Genomic DNA, 14,972 nt, shown 5'->3' on the forward strand with positions numbered 1-14,972 from the left:
GGATGGAGATCATCTTCGCGTCTAGATGAGTAGCGTTAGCTACACTGTAAGAAAGCGACTTCTTGTCGCACCATAATCCAGATTATCGGTACAAAAAAGCCTTTAGATTTATAAATCTAAAGGCTTCAAATATGCTTAACACTTTATTAGTTATATCTGATCAAAAGCTTAGTAAAAATAAGTCCACTTAATGATGGAAACAATAAATAAGCTCCTAGTGCTCCCAAAGCCATTCCATCCCATCCGCCTACTACCAAAATGCTAATTGCAATTATAGTTAAAGAAATGACAAACCCAATGTTAAAAACTTTATCTCCTATGTGTTTATCAGAGTTTCTTTTTCTTTGAAGTGAATGAAATATATACGCCAATACTAAAGCAGCTACAATCGTCCCTAAAATGATCTTAACATCCATAGAATACCCCTTTTATCCTTTTAATTCCATTTTAACAATAATATTGAGTGAAATCACTATGTATATGTTATACAATCCTAGTTTACATAAACACTCTTTCCGGTACACATCATAAAAACAAGCCCTTGATACACAAGGGCTTGTTTGCTTATTCGTTTTATCATTTATGCAGAATTTTATACATCGTGGTACAGCAACGTTTTAGGAGACACTGTAAGCGTTTATGTTTGCATAAAAGTAAGCTTCCAATATCGTTTTTTCACCCTCTGTATCGTATATCTTCATATGGGGAAACTAACTAAAACAAGTACTACGAGGAGAATAACGGATGAAACGATTCATGGTCGTCACAGCTCTTGTCCTTTGCTTAACAGGAGCAATAGCCACCTGTACAGAAGCTACTCCCAAACCGTCCATCAAACAAAAGCATACGGATTTCTATGATGCCTTTTTGATGCTGCTGAATCCCTATGCGGAGAAAGCCATTCGAACGAAATATCCTGATCGTAGTTATAGTTTATGGAATGCAGATATTTTAAGTTTGAAGCGTGTATCCAGTGGATTTTCGAACTATGATTTCGTGGTGAAGGTGAAATACCACACATTTACAGGTCCACACAACCCACCTGAAGGACCTTTGGTGATTACATTTTCGGTGAGCAATGAAGTCAAGATTCTAAAGGTTGAAGGATAATGGGTAAATAAAAAGCGTTAGAAACGTTTCTGACGCTTTTTTCTTGTATTGATTGAAGTAAATAGCAAAGTAACGGGAAAATATTTATATTAATTTTACCATATTCGGATTTATAGCTATGTAATGAGGCATCCAGCAATCTGAATTCTCAGTACCAATTTCATGACCATTTAAACAGACTCTGTTCATACCGTCTAAACCATCTAAACCGCAGCATCCGTTTAAACGATCTCCATCTGGATGATGCTTAGAATTGATTAGGTCCTTCATATTTATAATAATTGTACCTTTTTTATCAACTTCATCATCTTCATCAACAATTAAGAAATAACCTTGAGGAATATAATCTTCCTCCATTTCCTCTTTGAGTAAGATCATGTCATTTAGTTCTGTTAATACGTTAGAAATGTCTATTTCGCAACTTTTACAAACTAACTTCAATATAGTAAAACCCCTTTAACTAGTTTATATTCAAACACAATACTTATAAATATGATGTTTTTTCAATAATTTGTCTAGTTAAGTGGTTTGCTATTTAGAAATTCATACTTCTTTGTTTCCTATATGGAACTCCCAATTAGTTTATTTTACCTTGTACTACCTACATCTCAAATAACAAACAATGATTATCGGTTCTTTAACCGTAAGAAAATATTCATAGACCTGTGACATTATCCTAAAATTGAAAAAGACCTTCAAAAAAATATAAAATTACGGACTTATACGTTCTAATACCTTGAAAAGCTCCTTTGTATATACTGTTGTGAATAAAACGTTATTATGGTATAAATCTACTATAATATAACAAAGTAGGTAATTTATATGTCAAAAGGTAAAGTTTTTTTGATTTTATTTGTTCTATTGATTTCTATTGCTCTTTTCTTTTTTATACTCAAAGATGATGGAGAAATTAAAAGAGATAATATAGAAATAGGGTATAAAACAAATGATGAATCTCAACAAATCATTAATCCACGAAATAAAGTGGATCGAAACAAGGAGATAATTGTCTCTACATATTTTAAAGGCAATTCGGAAAAGGAAAAACAAAATAAAAAATTTGTACTAAAGTTAGCTAATATCAGGGATAAGAGTAATGTTTTGATGGAAGAAACTATTCCTAATGACGAGGCCACTTCGGGTTACGAATTTAAAATTAGTCCAGGGAAACTTTCTGCAGGAAAATACCAATTTTCTTTGTATAGAGATAATAATTTGAGCATAAGAAAAGTCTTTACATTCAAATGATAAAAAAGAAAAGTCCGTAAAAGTATACTTTTACGAACTTTTGATTTATATAGAAAATCTATCATTTTCACCGTTCGTTTAAGTTTTGAAATATTATACGAACGTTCTCTAAAACACATAAAACTTTGCGAACGTTCTTGTTAGAAAAAAGTGATGGATTCAAATCGAATCTTGATAGTGCGTCAGAACAAAACACCCTTAATCATGTGGAAACCAATAAGTGCAAAAAAACTGCACCTAGATTCAAAATAATCGAAGGTACAGTTTTTATAAAACATTGTAATTTAATCTTCTTTATTCAATTCCCCAATAGAAAATTGAGTCCATTCCATACTCATCTTCACTGATGAAAATGCCAAATTTCTCATTAACATTTATAAGTATGAACCAGAAATAATCTTCAGAATTATTAGCTTCTGTATAACCTAATACACTTTCTGAGTCTTCATAAAAATCTTTTAATTTAATTATTAAATTAGGCAGTTGTTCATGTTTTCTACCATTGTAAATTACAACTTTTTGATTGAGATCAACCTTTATTTTGTTTTGAAATTCTTCTAATTCAACTTTTATTCTTTGTTCATCATGTTTGAAGAATGCCTTAAGTTTAAGCTCTAATGAATAAATAAACTCTAGTTTGTCCAGGTAAACTTTTTCGTTATTTATCTCAAACGATGAAATATCTGGAATGCATTTTTTGAAATCTTCTTCAGCTCTTTTTAAGTAGTTTTTTCTCTTTAATTCAGCTATTTTTTCTTTTCTTAAATAGTTATCTATTGTTCTTCCCTCGCTTTTTGTATCCTGAACGATTTTCTGGGTAACGGGTGCTTATTTAATCATATCTACCTTTTTTATAAGGATTTACCCCATCTACCACGTGAAAATACGGACCTCTTCCATTTGCATTCCAGTACAATAAAAAATCCGCGGATATAATCCACGGATTTTCTTACAGTTCTTTTTCCAAGCAGTTAACTTGATTATGGTGCAGCGGCTTAGTGGCGTACTGGGTAAAACCAAGGCGTTCCCAAAACAGCTTGGCTCTAGGGTTTTGAGACAGAACCCCAAGACGTAGAACAGAAAGCCCCTCTTCCTTTAGCTTCTCTTCAAACGCTAGATACGCCTGCGTTCCGAAACTGAAATTGTGATAGGCGCTATGAATAATAAAAGCTCCAATCCACGAATGATCATCGTTAGGATTTTGTTTCATGTAATCAATAACCCCTACGTATGTATCGTCGGCTTTTATAAAATAACTGTCCGTTTTTTCATTCATGTATTCTTTAAAAAGCTCTTCTTCACTCCGCTCTTTTTTACCGTTTTCTAACACGTTATAAGCTTCGTTTGAATTGATAATCTCTGACACAATATACATCGTATCAGCTGTAACGGGTTCAAATGAAATCATATGTCTTCCCTTCTTTCTCTGTAAAGTAGCTGTATATCGTTGCTTTGTCAATTTTACCATTTTTCATTCGCGGAAAGGACGTTAAAACTCTCCATACGCGCGGGATTTTATAAAAGGATACTCGTTTTGTCAGCGCTTGTCTTACATCAGAAAGAGAAATGTTCTCTAAGACAATTGCTGCACCTACGACTTCTGAACGTTCAGCATCTGCTACGCTAAAAACGGCTGCTTCGCTAACGCCCGGTATTTGTAGTAGCAGCTCTTCAATTTCTTCAGCATATACTAAGCTTCCGCTGCTTTTGATTACATTTTTGTCTCTTCCTACGATGGTAATGTTTCCGTCTGGAAGCTGAACCGCAATATCATGCGATGTAACATATCCGTTAAAAAATGAGCGGTTCGTTTCTTCGCTGTCCTTAACAAACCCTTCGAATGCTTGAGTTGTTTTCACAAACAGTATTCCTTTGTCTCCTTTTTCTACTTCTTTTCCACGTTCGTTCAAGATTAAAACGTCTACACTGTCAACAGGATAACCTACTGTATGAGGCAGCGTTTCAGCGGTATGTGGTGAAAGTACCGTAACAAATCCCATTTCAGAAGATCCGTAATATTCATAAAGAGAGGAGTTAGGAAACGCTTGTGAAAATTTCTTTCGAACGGAAGGCGATAATTTATTTCCTACTGAAATCACGGTCTGTGGCAAAAGTCGTTTTTCTTTCGGTCTGCTTTGTATGTACCGAAGCAAAGGAGAAATTAATGCAGGTGTAATAGACATACAGCTAGCTTCCTTGTTAAAAACAGACGAAGGTGTGAACGCTTCTAGCATGATAGCGTGCATCCCGCTGCAAAGCGCATGCAAAACCGGATAAAGCTGCGCGGAATACGAAATATGTAAGGGGATAAGTACTTTTTCATGTTTCTGTAAAGAAAATACGTCCGACCATTCTTGAAATGATGAAGACCAAGAATGATGCGATTTTACAAATCCTTTCGGTCTCCCTGTTGATCCAGAGGTAAATCCAAATAAAAATAAATCGGACAGTGCATTCACTTGCCGTATAGGCAGGATTGGTTTTTCTTTTGTTATGTTAGTTAAAGAAGACGTTTTCCATAGCCAATTCGGGGACTGAATAGAAAAATAGGTATCCACTTCAGCATCTGTTAGCTCATTATGTAAAAGCATCACAATTCCACCAGCTTTTAAAATCGCTAAAAATGACACAACAGCTTCTGCATTGTTTGGCATACTTAACGCAACGAGCTCTCCTTTTTCCATCCCTTTTTCTTTCAGCCGTTTTTCGGCTTTACATACACGATCCCACATTTGACCGTAGCTTAGCTTATTAACAGAATCCGATAGTGCGAGTCTGTCCGGCGTTTGTTGACACTGATTAAAAACTAGTTCTTCAATTCGATTCATTACTCCGTAAGCTCCTTTTTATTTTACTTTTAGTGTACCGTAAATACGGGTTTGAGAAAAGAGAAATGTAAACTTTAACAAAAATTAAGTTGACTAATTTAAGTTTAATAAGATACGATAGTCATGTTTTATCCTACATAGCGGAGGTTTACGATGAAAACAAAAGATATGACGTACGTTGCTTTATTCACGGCTATAATGGGAGCTCTAGGACTCGTCCCTCCTATTTTTTTATCTTTTACACCTGTTCCAATTACTCTTCAGCCTATGGGTGTTATGCTGTCGGGAGGAATTCTTGGAGCTAGATTAGGAGCTTTAAGTCAATTTCTTTTTTTATGTTTACTAGCAGCTGGCGTTCCTTTACTTGCTGGAGGGCGCGGAGGAATTGGCGTATTTTTGAGTCCGAGTGCTGGGTATATCATTGGCTATGTGTTTGCGGCTTTCTTTATTGGCTGGACACTATCAAGGTTAAGAAATATAACGGTTGCAAAGGCATTTGCCGTAAATGTGTTATTTGGGATTGTGTTAGTATACGCATGTGGCATTCCCGTGCAGGCAATGCAGCTTCACATTCCATTTCTAAAATCCCTTCAGCTAAGCTTCGTTTACCTTCCAGGTGACTGTATAAAAGCAGTGGTCGCGGCGTATTTAATTACAAAAGTTCGAAAAGCAGTAGCGGTACCTGGCCGTTCTAACACGGCTTCTATGTAAGGAAGTGATGACTATCTATCAAGCAGTAGTTATAAAAGCGAAGCGTACGGTCATTGGAAAAGAAAACGGTCTACTGAAAGATTTTCATGTTCAAGAGCTAGCAGCTCCTTTATTAAAACGGCTTAGCGCTGGAATTGAACATGAAATTGATGACGTTATTTTAGGAAATGTTGTAGGTCCAGGAGGAAACGTAGCCAGGTTATCCGCTTTAAAAGCGGACCTCCCTTTTTCTATCCCGGGAATGACCATTGATCGTCAGTGCGGAGCTGGCTTAGAGGCGATTCGAATGGCCAGCTATTTGATAAAAGCAGGTGCAGGAACGTGCTATTTAGCTGGAGGCGTTGAAAGTACAAGTACTTCTCCATTTGAAAAAAGAGCACGTTTTTCTCCTGATAAAATTGGTGACCCTGACATGGGAATTGCAGCAGAAAACGTGGCCCAACGATACAATATATCTAAAGACCAGCAGGACAGATATGCTCTTTTAAGCCATGAAAGAAGCTGGGAGGCTTTTGAAAAAAGATGGTTTGAAGAAGAAACGCTTCCTCTTCCAAACGTGATGCACGATGAAGCATTTATGAAAAAACGAAACCTAACAAAGCTTCTTCAAAAAGCCAGCCCCGTCTTTTTAAAAAATGAAGGCACCGTCACCGCAGCCAACAGCTGTGGAATTAACGACGGAGCCTGCATTGCGCTTATGATGGAAGAGCAAAAAGCACGCGCTTTAGGCTTTCAGCCCGTTTTGCGTTTTATTGACGCTGATATTTCAGGAGTGTCACCTCTTTACCCTGCTATTGCACCAGTTTCTGCGATTAAAAATATCTTGCAGCGAAATTCTCTTACGGTAGATGATATTGATTTATTTGAAATCAATGAAGCATTTGCTGTTAAAGTTGTCGCTTGCATGCAAGAACTGGGAATATCAGAAGAAAAAGTGAATATTCGCGGAGGAGCATTGACCCTAGGACACCCTTACGGAGCATCAGGAGCTATTTTAGCTACGCGTCTTTTTTATGAAAGCAAGCGCCGTGACGTGCGATATGTCATAGCATCTTTAGGAAGCGGAGGCGGAATAGGAACAGCGGTATTATTTGAAGTCATCAAATAATACCGCTGTTTTTATGCCTTTTTTATTACATTATATTGCATCAAATATTGCTCAATATCTTTAAATGTCTCAACCGGAACAAATGAAACGTTTTGTTCGCGCAGTAAATCTTGCAAAGAATCTTTCGCAAAGGTAACATCTGCATATTTTGCGGGATGTGAATCCGGTTCGCTGTCTCCAGCAAAATAAATCGTTTCGTATGCCTCTTTTAGTTCTTGAATAACAGCAGATTTATCAATGCCGTATCGTTCTGAATGCCATCTGTGAGCAGGATCTAGACGCAAGTGAACGTTGTTTTGATGGAAATATCCTTCATTCGAATAAACTTCCACTTTTTCAACACCGTATTTATCTAACAGCGGTTTAATATAGTACGTTGTTCCAGCGCTTAAAATATAAAAATCTCCGCCGTTTTCCTGAACAGTTTTAATAAAAGCGGGCACGTATTTATCAATTGGAATATTCGCTACTTCTTCTAAAATTTTCGGTTCTTCTTGGTGAATGGATTGAAAAACAGTAGATAAAAAATCAATATCTTTCATTTCTCCTGCTTTCCACCGGCGGAAAAGTTCTTCACCTTCTGGAAAATACTTTTCAATCACAATCCAGTAAAAATCTTTTTTTGAAATCGTTCCATCAAAATCTGATACAAACGCCCATTTTTTCATTCCTCACACATCCTTTGCTACATACTAAGCAGTTCTCGGAGCTCTTCTTCTGTCAAACTAGAAAGCATTGTTTCTCCCGGTTGAATAACCTGTTCGATGAGTTCTTTTTTCTTTTGTTGCAAGGCGTAAATTTTTTCTTCGATGGTTCCTTGAGAAATAAGCTTGATGACCTGCACAACATTTTTTTGTCCAATGCGGTGTGCACGGCCTGCCGCTTGTTCTTCAATCGCGGGGTTCCACCATAAGTCATATAAAATAACCGTATCGGCTCCCGTTAAATTTAAACCCGTGCCTCCGGCTTTTAGTGAAATTAAGAAAATGTCTTGTTCTCCATTATTAAACCGATCCGCCATTTCCACTCGTTCTTTTGATGGCGTTTGACCGTCTAAATAAAAGTATGAGAGATTTTCTTTTTGAAGCTCTTCTCGAATAATATGAAGCATGCTTGTAAACTGAGAAAAGATTAACAAGCGTTTTCCGTTGGCAACCGCATTTCTTGTAATCTCAAGCAGCTGCTCTAATTTGCTTGAATACCCTTCGTAATTTTCAACGAATAAAGACGGATGACAGCAAATCTGGCGGAGTCTTGTTAATCCCGCCAAGATCTTCATTCGGTTTTTATTAAAATCTTCACCGGCTAAAGATGATTTTAACTGCTCTAAATAGCCTACATACAACTCTTTTTGTTCTTTAGTCAGCTCAGATAAATGAGTGGTTTCAATTTTATCAGGCAGTTCTTTTAACACATCTTTTTTTACTCGTCGCAGTAAAAATGGTCTTACAATTCGGCTGACCTGCTCCGATGACATGTTTTTAAACTGGCGAAGCCCTGGAAATAAACCCGGAAGAATAGTCTGGAAAATTGACCAAAGCTCGTCAAGTGAGTTTTCAATAGGCGTACCGCTCAGCGCAAAACGTTTTTTAGCTGAAATAGTCCTAACAGCTACTGCTGTCTTTGTTGTATGATTTTTAATACTCTGAGCCTCATCTAGAATTAAAGCATGAAAATGAAGGTGCTGATACAAATCAATATCTTGACGCAGCGTTGGATAAGATGTGATCCATACGTCAGCTGTGCGTTTTAGCTTCTCCTCACGCTCACTCGGCGTTCCTGTAATGGTTTGAACCTTTAAATTCGGTGCAAATCTGTCCAATTCGTTGCGCCAGTTATAAATTAAGGAAGCCGGCACAACAATTAAAAAGGCACTGCTGTCTTCATCAAGCTCTTTTTCAGATAAGATATAGGCAATGCTTTGAAGTGTTTTTCCAAGCCCCATATCATCAGCCAGTACGCCTCCTAAAGAGTAGTGAGACAGAGATTTAAACCACTTAAATCCATTACGCTGATAATCACGCAGGGATGCCTGTAAGGATTCCGGTACTTCCCAATCCATTTCCTCTGGAGATTTGAGCTGTGTAAGTAATGTTTTAAATGCTGAGCCAAACTTAGCCGCTGATTTATCACCTGCACTCATAATTTCTTCCACTTGCATTCCTCTGTATAAAGGTACTTGCAATGAGTTATCCTTTAAATCTTTTTCCGTTACGTTCAGCTCCCGAAACAGATTTTGAATATGTTCAAAGCCCTCATTTTCAAGGGGGATAAACGCACCGTTATCTAGACGATGATAGCTTTTCTTTTCTAAGACAGATTTTAAAACATCTTGAACGGTCTGATGATCAATGTCTCCTAAATCAAAATTAATTTCTAATAGCCCATTACTATTTTGAATGTCAACCGTTGTTACTGGCGCAGAAAAATCCGTATAAGCATAATCTTTCATCTCATCCGTAATATACACATCCGCTATTTCATCAAGCTTTGGAACAATATGAAACAAAAATTCATATAGAGAGTATTCGTCTTGATTTAAGTACAGCTGGTTTTTATAAATATTTAAAGGAGCCGTTTCAATTAAGTCCATAACGCGGTCTTCTTTTTCTAAATCTCGTATCAAGATTTTATCGTGTTTTTCAGACTGGGGTGAAAATGGATTAATCGAAATCTCTCCGTAGTTGTACCGAAGCGTCACAAACAGCTGTTCATCCTCACGGTCAATAAATACTTTTGCTTTTAGTTCAGGTGCAATAATTTGATGGGATACTTCTTTTGCGATATCCACTTTCCCCACTTTTTTCAGTCCCGGAACGACGTGAGATAAAAAATTGCCCATCTGCTCTTCTGCTATAGGTACGACTGGCTTCAAAGGAGCCGTTTTCCGAAGGCCTTCAAGAAGCATACGCTGATCTTGAGATAGCTCATAAAACGTCCCTTTTAAAAATAGCCAACCGTATCGATCAAAAAATGAAGCTTGATGAAGTTCCGTAAAGTCTAGCTCAAATCCAGCTGCCGAGTGCTTATTTATTTGAAATGAAAAAGGAGCTGAACTTTCAGCAAAGATAATATTTTCATATGAATGCCCTTCATGAATAAATGTAAAGTTCCGATCTTTAAGGAGTTTAAATAACTCTTTGGCTACGATAGATGGAATGATTAGTTCTCTGTTATTTGCGGACGAACGATACATAGAATAGGAATTTTTATAAAATGATTCATTCGTCATAATATCCATCAGTAGCTCAATGATTTTCTTATCTTCTTCTATAAAAAAATGTTCTGCAGGATCATATTCGAAGCGCTTGGTAAATTCGTGAGTTTGGAATTCTTTAGCGTCTGTTAAAAATTCTTGAATGTTTTTTACTACATACGTCCGGTCAACGCCTACTTTCATTTCAAGCGCTACGTACATTCCTTCTGAACGTAAAAATTCTTCTGAGTAAGACTTGCAAATAAATTCTACTTTCAACGGATCTTTATCTGCATATTTCTTATGGTCGCTTATGGTTTGCTGATAGATCGAAAATAAGTCGATAAAATGATTTACATTTTCGTATTCTTTGCTTTGGCGAAAAGGCTTTGTTTTAATTGGCTGCGGCTTTGCGCGCTCATCGCAAATGGTTAATAAAACAGCTACTTCGTGTTTGCATTCTGAAAACTCGTGATAAGCAGGACAATCGCAGAATGAATAAAAAGAATTTCCTTTTTGTTCAACCATTACCGTATACATTTCTGCACCTCGAACGGATGCTGTCCACGTAGTGGTCTGTTCATTGTATTCCAAATCAAGCACACGCCCCTGCTTGTAATACGTGTGTCCTCTATAGTACGTTCTGCTTGAGTACGAATCTTTTAATTGTTCTTTGTTTAATGTTTTATTTATCATCGCTTCACAATCTTCCAATCGCATAACAGTCAATGCTGTTGCTGTTTAATTTCTATTCAGAACAAATAATGTCCAACGTCATAAACGTTGAACATTATTTGTCAATTCTTCTATTATAACATGCAACAGACATTATAAAACACTCTTAAGCAGTGCAGACTGTTTTCGCTGTTTTCTTTTGTAAAGTATCCAGCCTGCTCCTGCGGTTGATAATAAAAGCAGGCTAAGTCCTAAAAAAGCAAGACCTATACGATCATTATCCGTAACGTACGTAAAGAAGAAAATCAATAAAATACGAATCCCTAACGTGATAAAGCGAAAACAGCTGTCGACTCTTCCCACGATAATATTCGGTATTTTTTGCATCATAAACGTATTTCGAGCTACTCTTGTACCTGCATTTGCAAAAGCAAGAAGAAACACAATAGAAAAGTAAACGGGCAGAAGCTTCATAAAGAAGATGATCGATATTCCAAGTGCAAAAAGGCTTATATTAAGCATAATGGCTAGCTCAGTGCCTGTTCTTTTCATAATAGATACAATCAATATCCCTGCCGTTAACGCCCCGAAACCATATACAGCACTTTCAATCCCGTATGCTGCTGGACTTGCGTTCAATTCTTGAGTCAGATAAATAGGAAACAAATAGTTCGTCATCATCACAGCAATGAAAGGCATAAAAGAAAGCAGTAAAAAAAGAGATACCGAGCGATTTTCTTTTATGAATGCTAATCCCTCTTTCATCGCAGTGTGTTTTTTATCGCTTCTTTCACTACTTTGTTTATATGGAATACTCAATAGAAAAAGGAATGCAGCTATATACGTAGCTGCATCTACTGTTAAAATCCATTGAAGCGACCACCGGGTAATGACTAGACTCGCTGCAGCCCCTGCCAGCATACTCGATAGCTGGCCTTGTATTTCCATAATACTGTTTAATGATTGAAACACATCTTTTGAAAAAACTTCTTGATTTAACGCAAAAATCGTTGGATAAAAAAACGTGTAGTAAAGGTTTCCGGTTCCGTACAAAATGATGTAGTGAATCGTTGAATAATCTGTAACAAAACCAACGATCACAAATAGCATGACCGTGATAAAACCTATCAATTCTACGGTTAACAACATTTTCTTTCGTGACATTCGATCAATAAGAACACCTATATACGGAGTAGCCACAAAGCTAATCACCGTCATAATCAGCATAATCGTGCCAAATAGTTTATTTCCATCTGGAGATGCAACTAACAGTAAAGGAATGGCAAGCATCGTAATACCGGAACCAATAGAGGATAAAACATTCGCAGCAACTACGGCTTGAAAGCGACGGTCCTTATAGAGCGCCTTCATCAAACATTTTGCTTAGCTTCTAAAATTTGCTTAGACACTTGTGTATACAGAGTCAGCTCATTAACTAATTCATGAATTCCGTCAGCGGCGTTTTTTCGTAAAGTTCCTTTTTCCACGATGTCTGCAGGGTCTAATACCCACTGCTTAGATAGAACATTTGCATACAAAGCGCGTGTAACGGTTCTAAGGTTGTTTAAAGCATTGATACCTCCTTTTCCTCCTCCTGATACGGCTACAAGTGCGACGGGCTTATGTGCAAAATACGCACTGTTTAAAAAGTCAAACGCGTTTTTTAATGCTCCGCTCATAGCGCCGTGGTACTCAGGCGTCGCAAGTAAGATACCATCCGCTTTTTCTATTGCCTCAGTCAGCACTTTCACTTCTTCTATTTCATACTGATGAGGTTCACCGGTGAATATAGGAAGTGATAATTGACTTAAATCTAGAAAAGAACTTTGATAGCTTTTGTGAAGTTCTCTCGTTACTTGTGTTGTTCGGCCTGTTTCTCTAGGACTTCCGTTAATAATAAGTATATTCATATTTATCTACCCCTCTGTCGTTTGGTTATATGTATAGTATAGAGATGATTGAACTTTTTTTCGTCATGCTATTGATAGAAAGAAAGCTACCAATATAGACTGAGGTGAACAGAGAAAAACCTACAACTAAAGTCGTAGGTTAGGAAATTCCATGCTGAACAGCATATAGAGCAGCTTGCGTGCGGTCTTGAACCCCAAGCTTCGATAAAATATTAGACACATGTGTTTTTACTGTTTTTTCTGTAATATGTAAGGCAGCACCAATTTCTTTGTTGCTTTTGCCTTTTGCAATTTCTTTTAATACGTCTTTTTCTCGTTTTGTTAAGTGATCAATAAAATTGACTTTATTTTCGCTGCTTTTGGTTAACCGTGTTAGCAAGTGCGTAGTGACTTTGGGGTGAAGCTGATTTTCTCCGTTCATTAGCTTTCGAATAGCCGCTACAAGTTCATCTGGATCGCTTTCTTTTAGCTGATAGCCTGAAGCTCCTGCTTCTAATGCCGGTATCACGTGATCTTGATCTGAAAAGCTTGTTAGAATCATGACTTGTATATGCGGTGCTTGTTTTTTTAGTTCTTTTGTTGCTTCGATTCCATCGAGAACCGGCATCGATAAATCCATTAACACAATATGAGGCTCTAGACATGTCGCTAACTTTATAGCTTCTTCCCCGTTAGAAGCTTCTCCTACAACTTCTAAATCAGGCTGCGTTTGTAAGAAAAAGGCAAGTCCTTTTCGGACAACGTGGTGATCATCTGCAATTAAAATCTTTATTTTCATGTACGCTCCTTTCCGTTATGAAAGAGGAATAGATACTTCCACAATCGTTCCGTTTCCTATGCTGCTTGTAACAGATAGTTTTCCATTTAATCTTTTTATTCGCTCGTGCATAGTTTTTAGCCCAAGCGTCGGCAATTCTGCTGAAGGGCTATACATAAACCCATTGCCGCTATCCCGGACTTTCATAATTACTTGGTCTTTGCTTATATTTACGTTTAGATGTACCTCTGCCGTACCCGCATGCTTTCGGCAATTATTAAAAGCTTCTTGTCCGACTCTCCACAGTGTCTCTTCAATCACAGCAGGCAAAACGGACACTCCTTTAATTTGTTCTTTTACGTTAAGCCCTAGCATTTGACCATAGCTTTTTAACGCACTGACAATGCCGTTTTCTAATCCTTGAGGACGAAGCTGCCAAATTAAAGCTTTCATTTCCACTTGAGCATGCTGAGCGGTTTCTTGGATTAAGGAAAAAGTCTCTTTTAACTGCACATCTTTTGCTAAGCTGCTTCCGGCTTTGGCTGTGACATTAATTGAAAACAACAGCTGATTAACAGAATCGTGAAGGTCTTTTGCCAGCCTGTTTCTTTCTTCAATAAGTTTTACTTCCTGCTGAGATTGAGTCAGCTTAATCCGCTTGATAGCCGTGCCAATTTGAAGAGCGACGGATCCTAATAAATCAAGCTCTCGCTGTTCAAAATGAATTTTATGAGGGGCAGCTACATTTAATAATCCAAAGCGTTCATCCCCTGCTTGTAAAGGAACCGTTGCATGATGAGTAATGTCATGTGTATCTCCCCACTCATGAATGACGGAATCTTCAAGTCTCTTACACTCCATAATATTAGACGCTTTTTGAAGCCGGCCATCCATATACCGGTCAACACACCAGCAGCTTCCATTACACATAGGCTGAGCGGTTTTATTTAATAAAGCTGGCGGCAAATGCTGAGCGGCAATCATCTCATGCTTTCCATTTTCATCAATAAAAAAGATCCATCCTGTTTGTAAATCTGTGATTTGCAGCAGTTTTAAAAGCGCATCATGAAGCATGGTATGTAAATTAGTGCCTTCATTTAAAATCTCGGCAATGTCTTTTAAAATCTTCAGCTCTGAAATATGATCTTTTTCCATAGCCTCTCTCCTATATTATATGATGTATTTTCCATTTTTTATTTTATCACAATTAAAGCTGGTTCCGACTCAAAGAACGTTATTTTTAAAGCATTTCCGCTTAGATATGTAAGACCTTTTAACATCAATAATAAAATTTTCAAAAAGTATGTCAGGTAGTTTAACAATTAGCTAGAGTCTTTACGTAAAACGAACTATACTACAGATAATTCAAGTAAGAACAGAAAAAATGAAGGGAAATGAGAAGAAAAAATATTAAAATTAATCCATTGAA

15 protein-coding genes are annotated in these 14,972 nt (G+C 37.1%); 4 read left to right on the forward strand and 11 right to left on the reverse strand.

Going from position 1 to position 14,972, the window contains the following annotated elements:
* Positions 1–146: 146 nt before the first annotated feature.
* Entirely contained in the window at positions 147–416 is a 270-nt protein-coding gene (locus tag ACH0CI_RS20455) for a YesK-like family protein (RefSeq protein ID WP_221779136.1), read from the reverse strand.
* A gap of 328 nt (positions 417–744) precedes the next feature.
* Here ACH0CI_RS20455 and ACH0CI_RS20460 point away from each other — a divergent pair, with 328 nt between their 5' ends.
* A complete protein-coding gene (locus ACH0CI_RS20460) occupies positions 745–1,110 on the forward strand; it encodes a DUF3888 domain-containing protein (RefSeq protein WP_406902161.1) in 366 nt (121 codons plus the stop codon).
* 84 nt (positions 1,111–1,194) lie between these two features.
* Here the strand turns inward: ACH0CI_RS20460 and ACH0CI_RS20465 are convergent, their stop codons facing one another.
* Complete coding sequence (locus tag ACH0CI_RS20465) at positions 1,195–1,488, reverse strand: hypothetical protein (protein ID WP_406902162.1); 294 nt, start codon at positions 1,486–1,488, stop codon at positions 1,195–1,197.
* Between the two features lie 444 nt (positions 1,489–1,932).
* Between ACH0CI_RS20465 and ACH0CI_RS20470 the strand changes: the two genes are divergently transcribed.
* Complete coding sequence (locus tag ACH0CI_RS20470; protein WP_406902163.1) at positions 1,933–2,358, forward strand: hypothetical protein; 426 nt, start codon at positions 1,933–1,935, stop codon at positions 2,356–2,358.
* A 294-nt stretch (positions 2,359–2,652) separates the two neighbouring features.
* Here the strand turns inward: ACH0CI_RS20470 and ACH0CI_RS28270 are convergent, their stop codons facing one another.
* The 3 genes from ACH0CI_RS28270 to ACH0CI_RS20480 all read right to left on the reverse strand — a co-directional run bounded on the left by ACH0CI_RS28270 (position 2,653) and on the right by ACH0CI_RS20480 (position 5,186).
* On the reverse strand, positions 2,653–3,168 hold the full coding sequence (locus tag ACH0CI_RS28270; RefSeq protein ID WP_483880018.1) for a YxiF family protein: 516 nt from the start codon (positions 3,166–3,168) through the stop codon (positions 2,653–2,655).
* Between the two features lie 139 nt (positions 3,169–3,307).
* Positions 3,308–3,766, reverse strand: a complete 459-nt coding sequence (locus ACH0CI_RS20475; protein ID WP_406902164.1) for a GNAT family N-acetyltransferase — start codon at positions 3,764–3,766, stop codon at positions 3,308–3,310.
* A complete protein-coding gene (locus ACH0CI_RS20480; protein WP_406902165.1) occupies positions 3,753–5,186 on the reverse strand; it encodes a class I adenylate-forming enzyme family protein in 1,434 nt (477 codons plus the stop codon). The genes ACH0CI_RS20475 and ACH0CI_RS20480 overlap by 14 nt, the downstream gene beginning before the upstream one ends.
* A gap of 153 nt (positions 5,187–5,339) precedes the next feature.
* Here ACH0CI_RS20480 and ACH0CI_RS20485 point away from each other — a divergent pair, with 153 nt between their 5' ends.
* Together ACH0CI_RS20485 and ACH0CI_RS20490 are read left to right on the forward strand one after the other, a co-directional pair.
* Positions 5,340–5,897 (forward strand): biotin transporter BioY, encoded by a 558-nt coding sequence (locus tag ACH0CI_RS20485; protein ID WP_335708312.1) that lies wholly within the window; start codon positions 5,340–5,342, stop codon positions 5,895–5,897.
* 13 nt (positions 5,898–5,910) lie between these two features.
* Entirely contained in the window at positions 5,911–7,005 is a 1,095-nt protein-coding gene (locus ACH0CI_RS20490) for an acetyl-CoA C-acyltransferase (RefSeq protein WP_406902269.1), read from the forward strand.
* A gap of 11 nt (positions 7,006–7,016) precedes the next feature.
* Here ACH0CI_RS20490 and ACH0CI_RS20495 read toward each other — a convergent pair whose 3' ends face one another.
* From ACH0CI_RS20495 to ACH0CI_RS20520, 6 genes are all read right to left on the reverse strand, one after another.
* Complete coding sequence (locus ACH0CI_RS20495; protein WP_406902166.1) at positions 7,017–7,673, reverse strand: MtnX-like HAD-IB family phosphatase; 657 nt, start codon at positions 7,671–7,673, stop codon at positions 7,017–7,019.
* Between the two features lie 17 nt (positions 7,674–7,690).
* The gene (locus ACH0CI_RS20500) at positions 7,691–10,897 is read right to left on the reverse strand and encodes an SNF2 helicase associated domain-containing protein (protein ID WP_406902167.1); all 3,207 of its coding nucleotides are present in this window, start codon (positions 10,895–10,897) and stop codon (positions 7,691–7,693) included.
* 132 nt (positions 10,898–11,029) lie between these two features.
* Positions 11,030–12,247 carry an MFS transporter gene (locus ACH0CI_RS20505; protein WP_406902168.1) on the reverse strand — a complete coding sequence of 406 codons (1,218 nt, stop codon included), beginning with the start codon at positions 12,245–12,247 and terminating at the stop codon, positions 11,030–11,032.
* On the reverse strand, positions 12,247–12,786 hold the full coding sequence (locus ACH0CI_RS20510) for an NADPH-dependent FMN reductase (RefSeq protein WP_335708316.1): 540 nt from the start codon (positions 12,784–12,786) through the stop codon (positions 12,247–12,249). Before ACH0CI_RS20510 ends, ACH0CI_RS20505 begins: the two co-directional genes overlap by 1 nt.
* Before the next feature lie 139 nt (positions 12,787–12,925).
* Positions 12,926–13,564, reverse strand: a complete 639-nt coding sequence (locus ACH0CI_RS20515; RefSeq protein ID WP_406902169.1) for a response regulator — start codon at positions 13,562–13,564, stop codon at positions 12,926–12,928.
* A 15-nt stretch (positions 13,565–13,579) separates the two neighbouring features.
* Complete coding sequence (locus ACH0CI_RS20520) at positions 13,580–14,698, reverse strand: GAF domain-containing sensor histidine kinase (RefSeq protein ID WP_028413198.1); 1,119 nt, start codon at positions 14,696–14,698, stop codon at positions 13,580–13,582.
* Positions 14,699–14,972 lie beyond the last annotated feature (274 nt).

The organism is Priestia sp. 179-F W1.4 NHS (assembly GCF_045369295.1).
Lineage (GTDB): Bacteria > Bacillota > Bacilli > Bacillales > Bacillaceae_H > Priestia > Priestia zanthoxyli.

Excerpts from the sequence above, each read along its gene's own strand:
- ACH0CI_RS20455 (WP_221779136.1), bottom strand. The coding sequence starts at position 416 with ATGGATGTTAAGATCATTTTAGGGACGATTGTAGCTGCTTTAGTATTG.
- ACH0CI_RS20460 (WP_406902161.1), top strand. The coding sequence starts at position 745 with ATGAAACGATTCATGGTCGTCACAGCTCTTGTCCTTTGCTTAACAGGA.
- ACH0CI_RS20465 (WP_406902162.1), bottom strand. The coding sequence starts at position 1,488 with ATGATCTTACTCAAAGAGGAAATGGAGGAAGATTATATTCCTCAAGGT.
- ACH0CI_RS20470 (WP_406902163.1), top strand. The coding sequence starts at position 1,933 with ATGTCAAAAGGTAAAGTTTTTTTGATTTTATTTGTTCTATTGATTTCT.
- ACH0CI_RS20475 (WP_406902164.1), bottom strand. The coding sequence starts at position 3,766 with ATGATTTCATTTGAACCCGTTACAGCTGATACGATGTATATTGTGTCA.
- ACH0CI_RS20480 (WP_406902165.1), bottom strand. The coding sequence starts at position 5,186 with ATGAATCGAATTGAAGAACTAGTTTTTAATCAGTGTCAACAAACGCCG.
- ACH0CI_RS20485 (WP_335708312.1), top strand. The coding sequence starts at position 5,340 with ATGAAAACAAAAGATATGACGTACGTTGCTTTATTCACGGCTATAATG.
- ACH0CI_RS20495 (WP_406902166.1), bottom strand. The coding sequence starts at position 7,673 with ATGAAAAAATGGGCGTTTGTATCAGATTTTGATGGAACGATTTCAAAA.
- ACH0CI_RS20500 (WP_406902167.1), bottom strand. The coding sequence starts at position 10,897 with ATGATAAATAAAACATTAAACAAAGAACAATTAAAAGATTCGTACTCA.
- ACH0CI_RS20505 (WP_406902168.1), bottom strand. The coding sequence starts at position 12,247 with ATGAAGGCGCTCTATAAGGACCGTCGCTTTCAAGCCGTAGTTGCTGCG.
- ACH0CI_RS20510 (WP_335708316.1), bottom strand. The coding sequence starts at position 12,786 with ATGAATATACTTATTATTAACGGAAGTCCTAGAGAAACAGGCCGAACA.
- ACH0CI_RS20515 (WP_406902169.1), bottom strand. The coding sequence starts at position 13,564 with ATGAAAATAAAGATTTTAATTGCAGATGATCACCACGTTGTCCGAAAA.
- ACH0CI_RS20520 (WP_028413198.1), bottom strand. The coding sequence starts at position 14,698 with ATGGAAAAAGATCATATTTCAGAGCTGAAGATTTTAAAAGACATTGCC.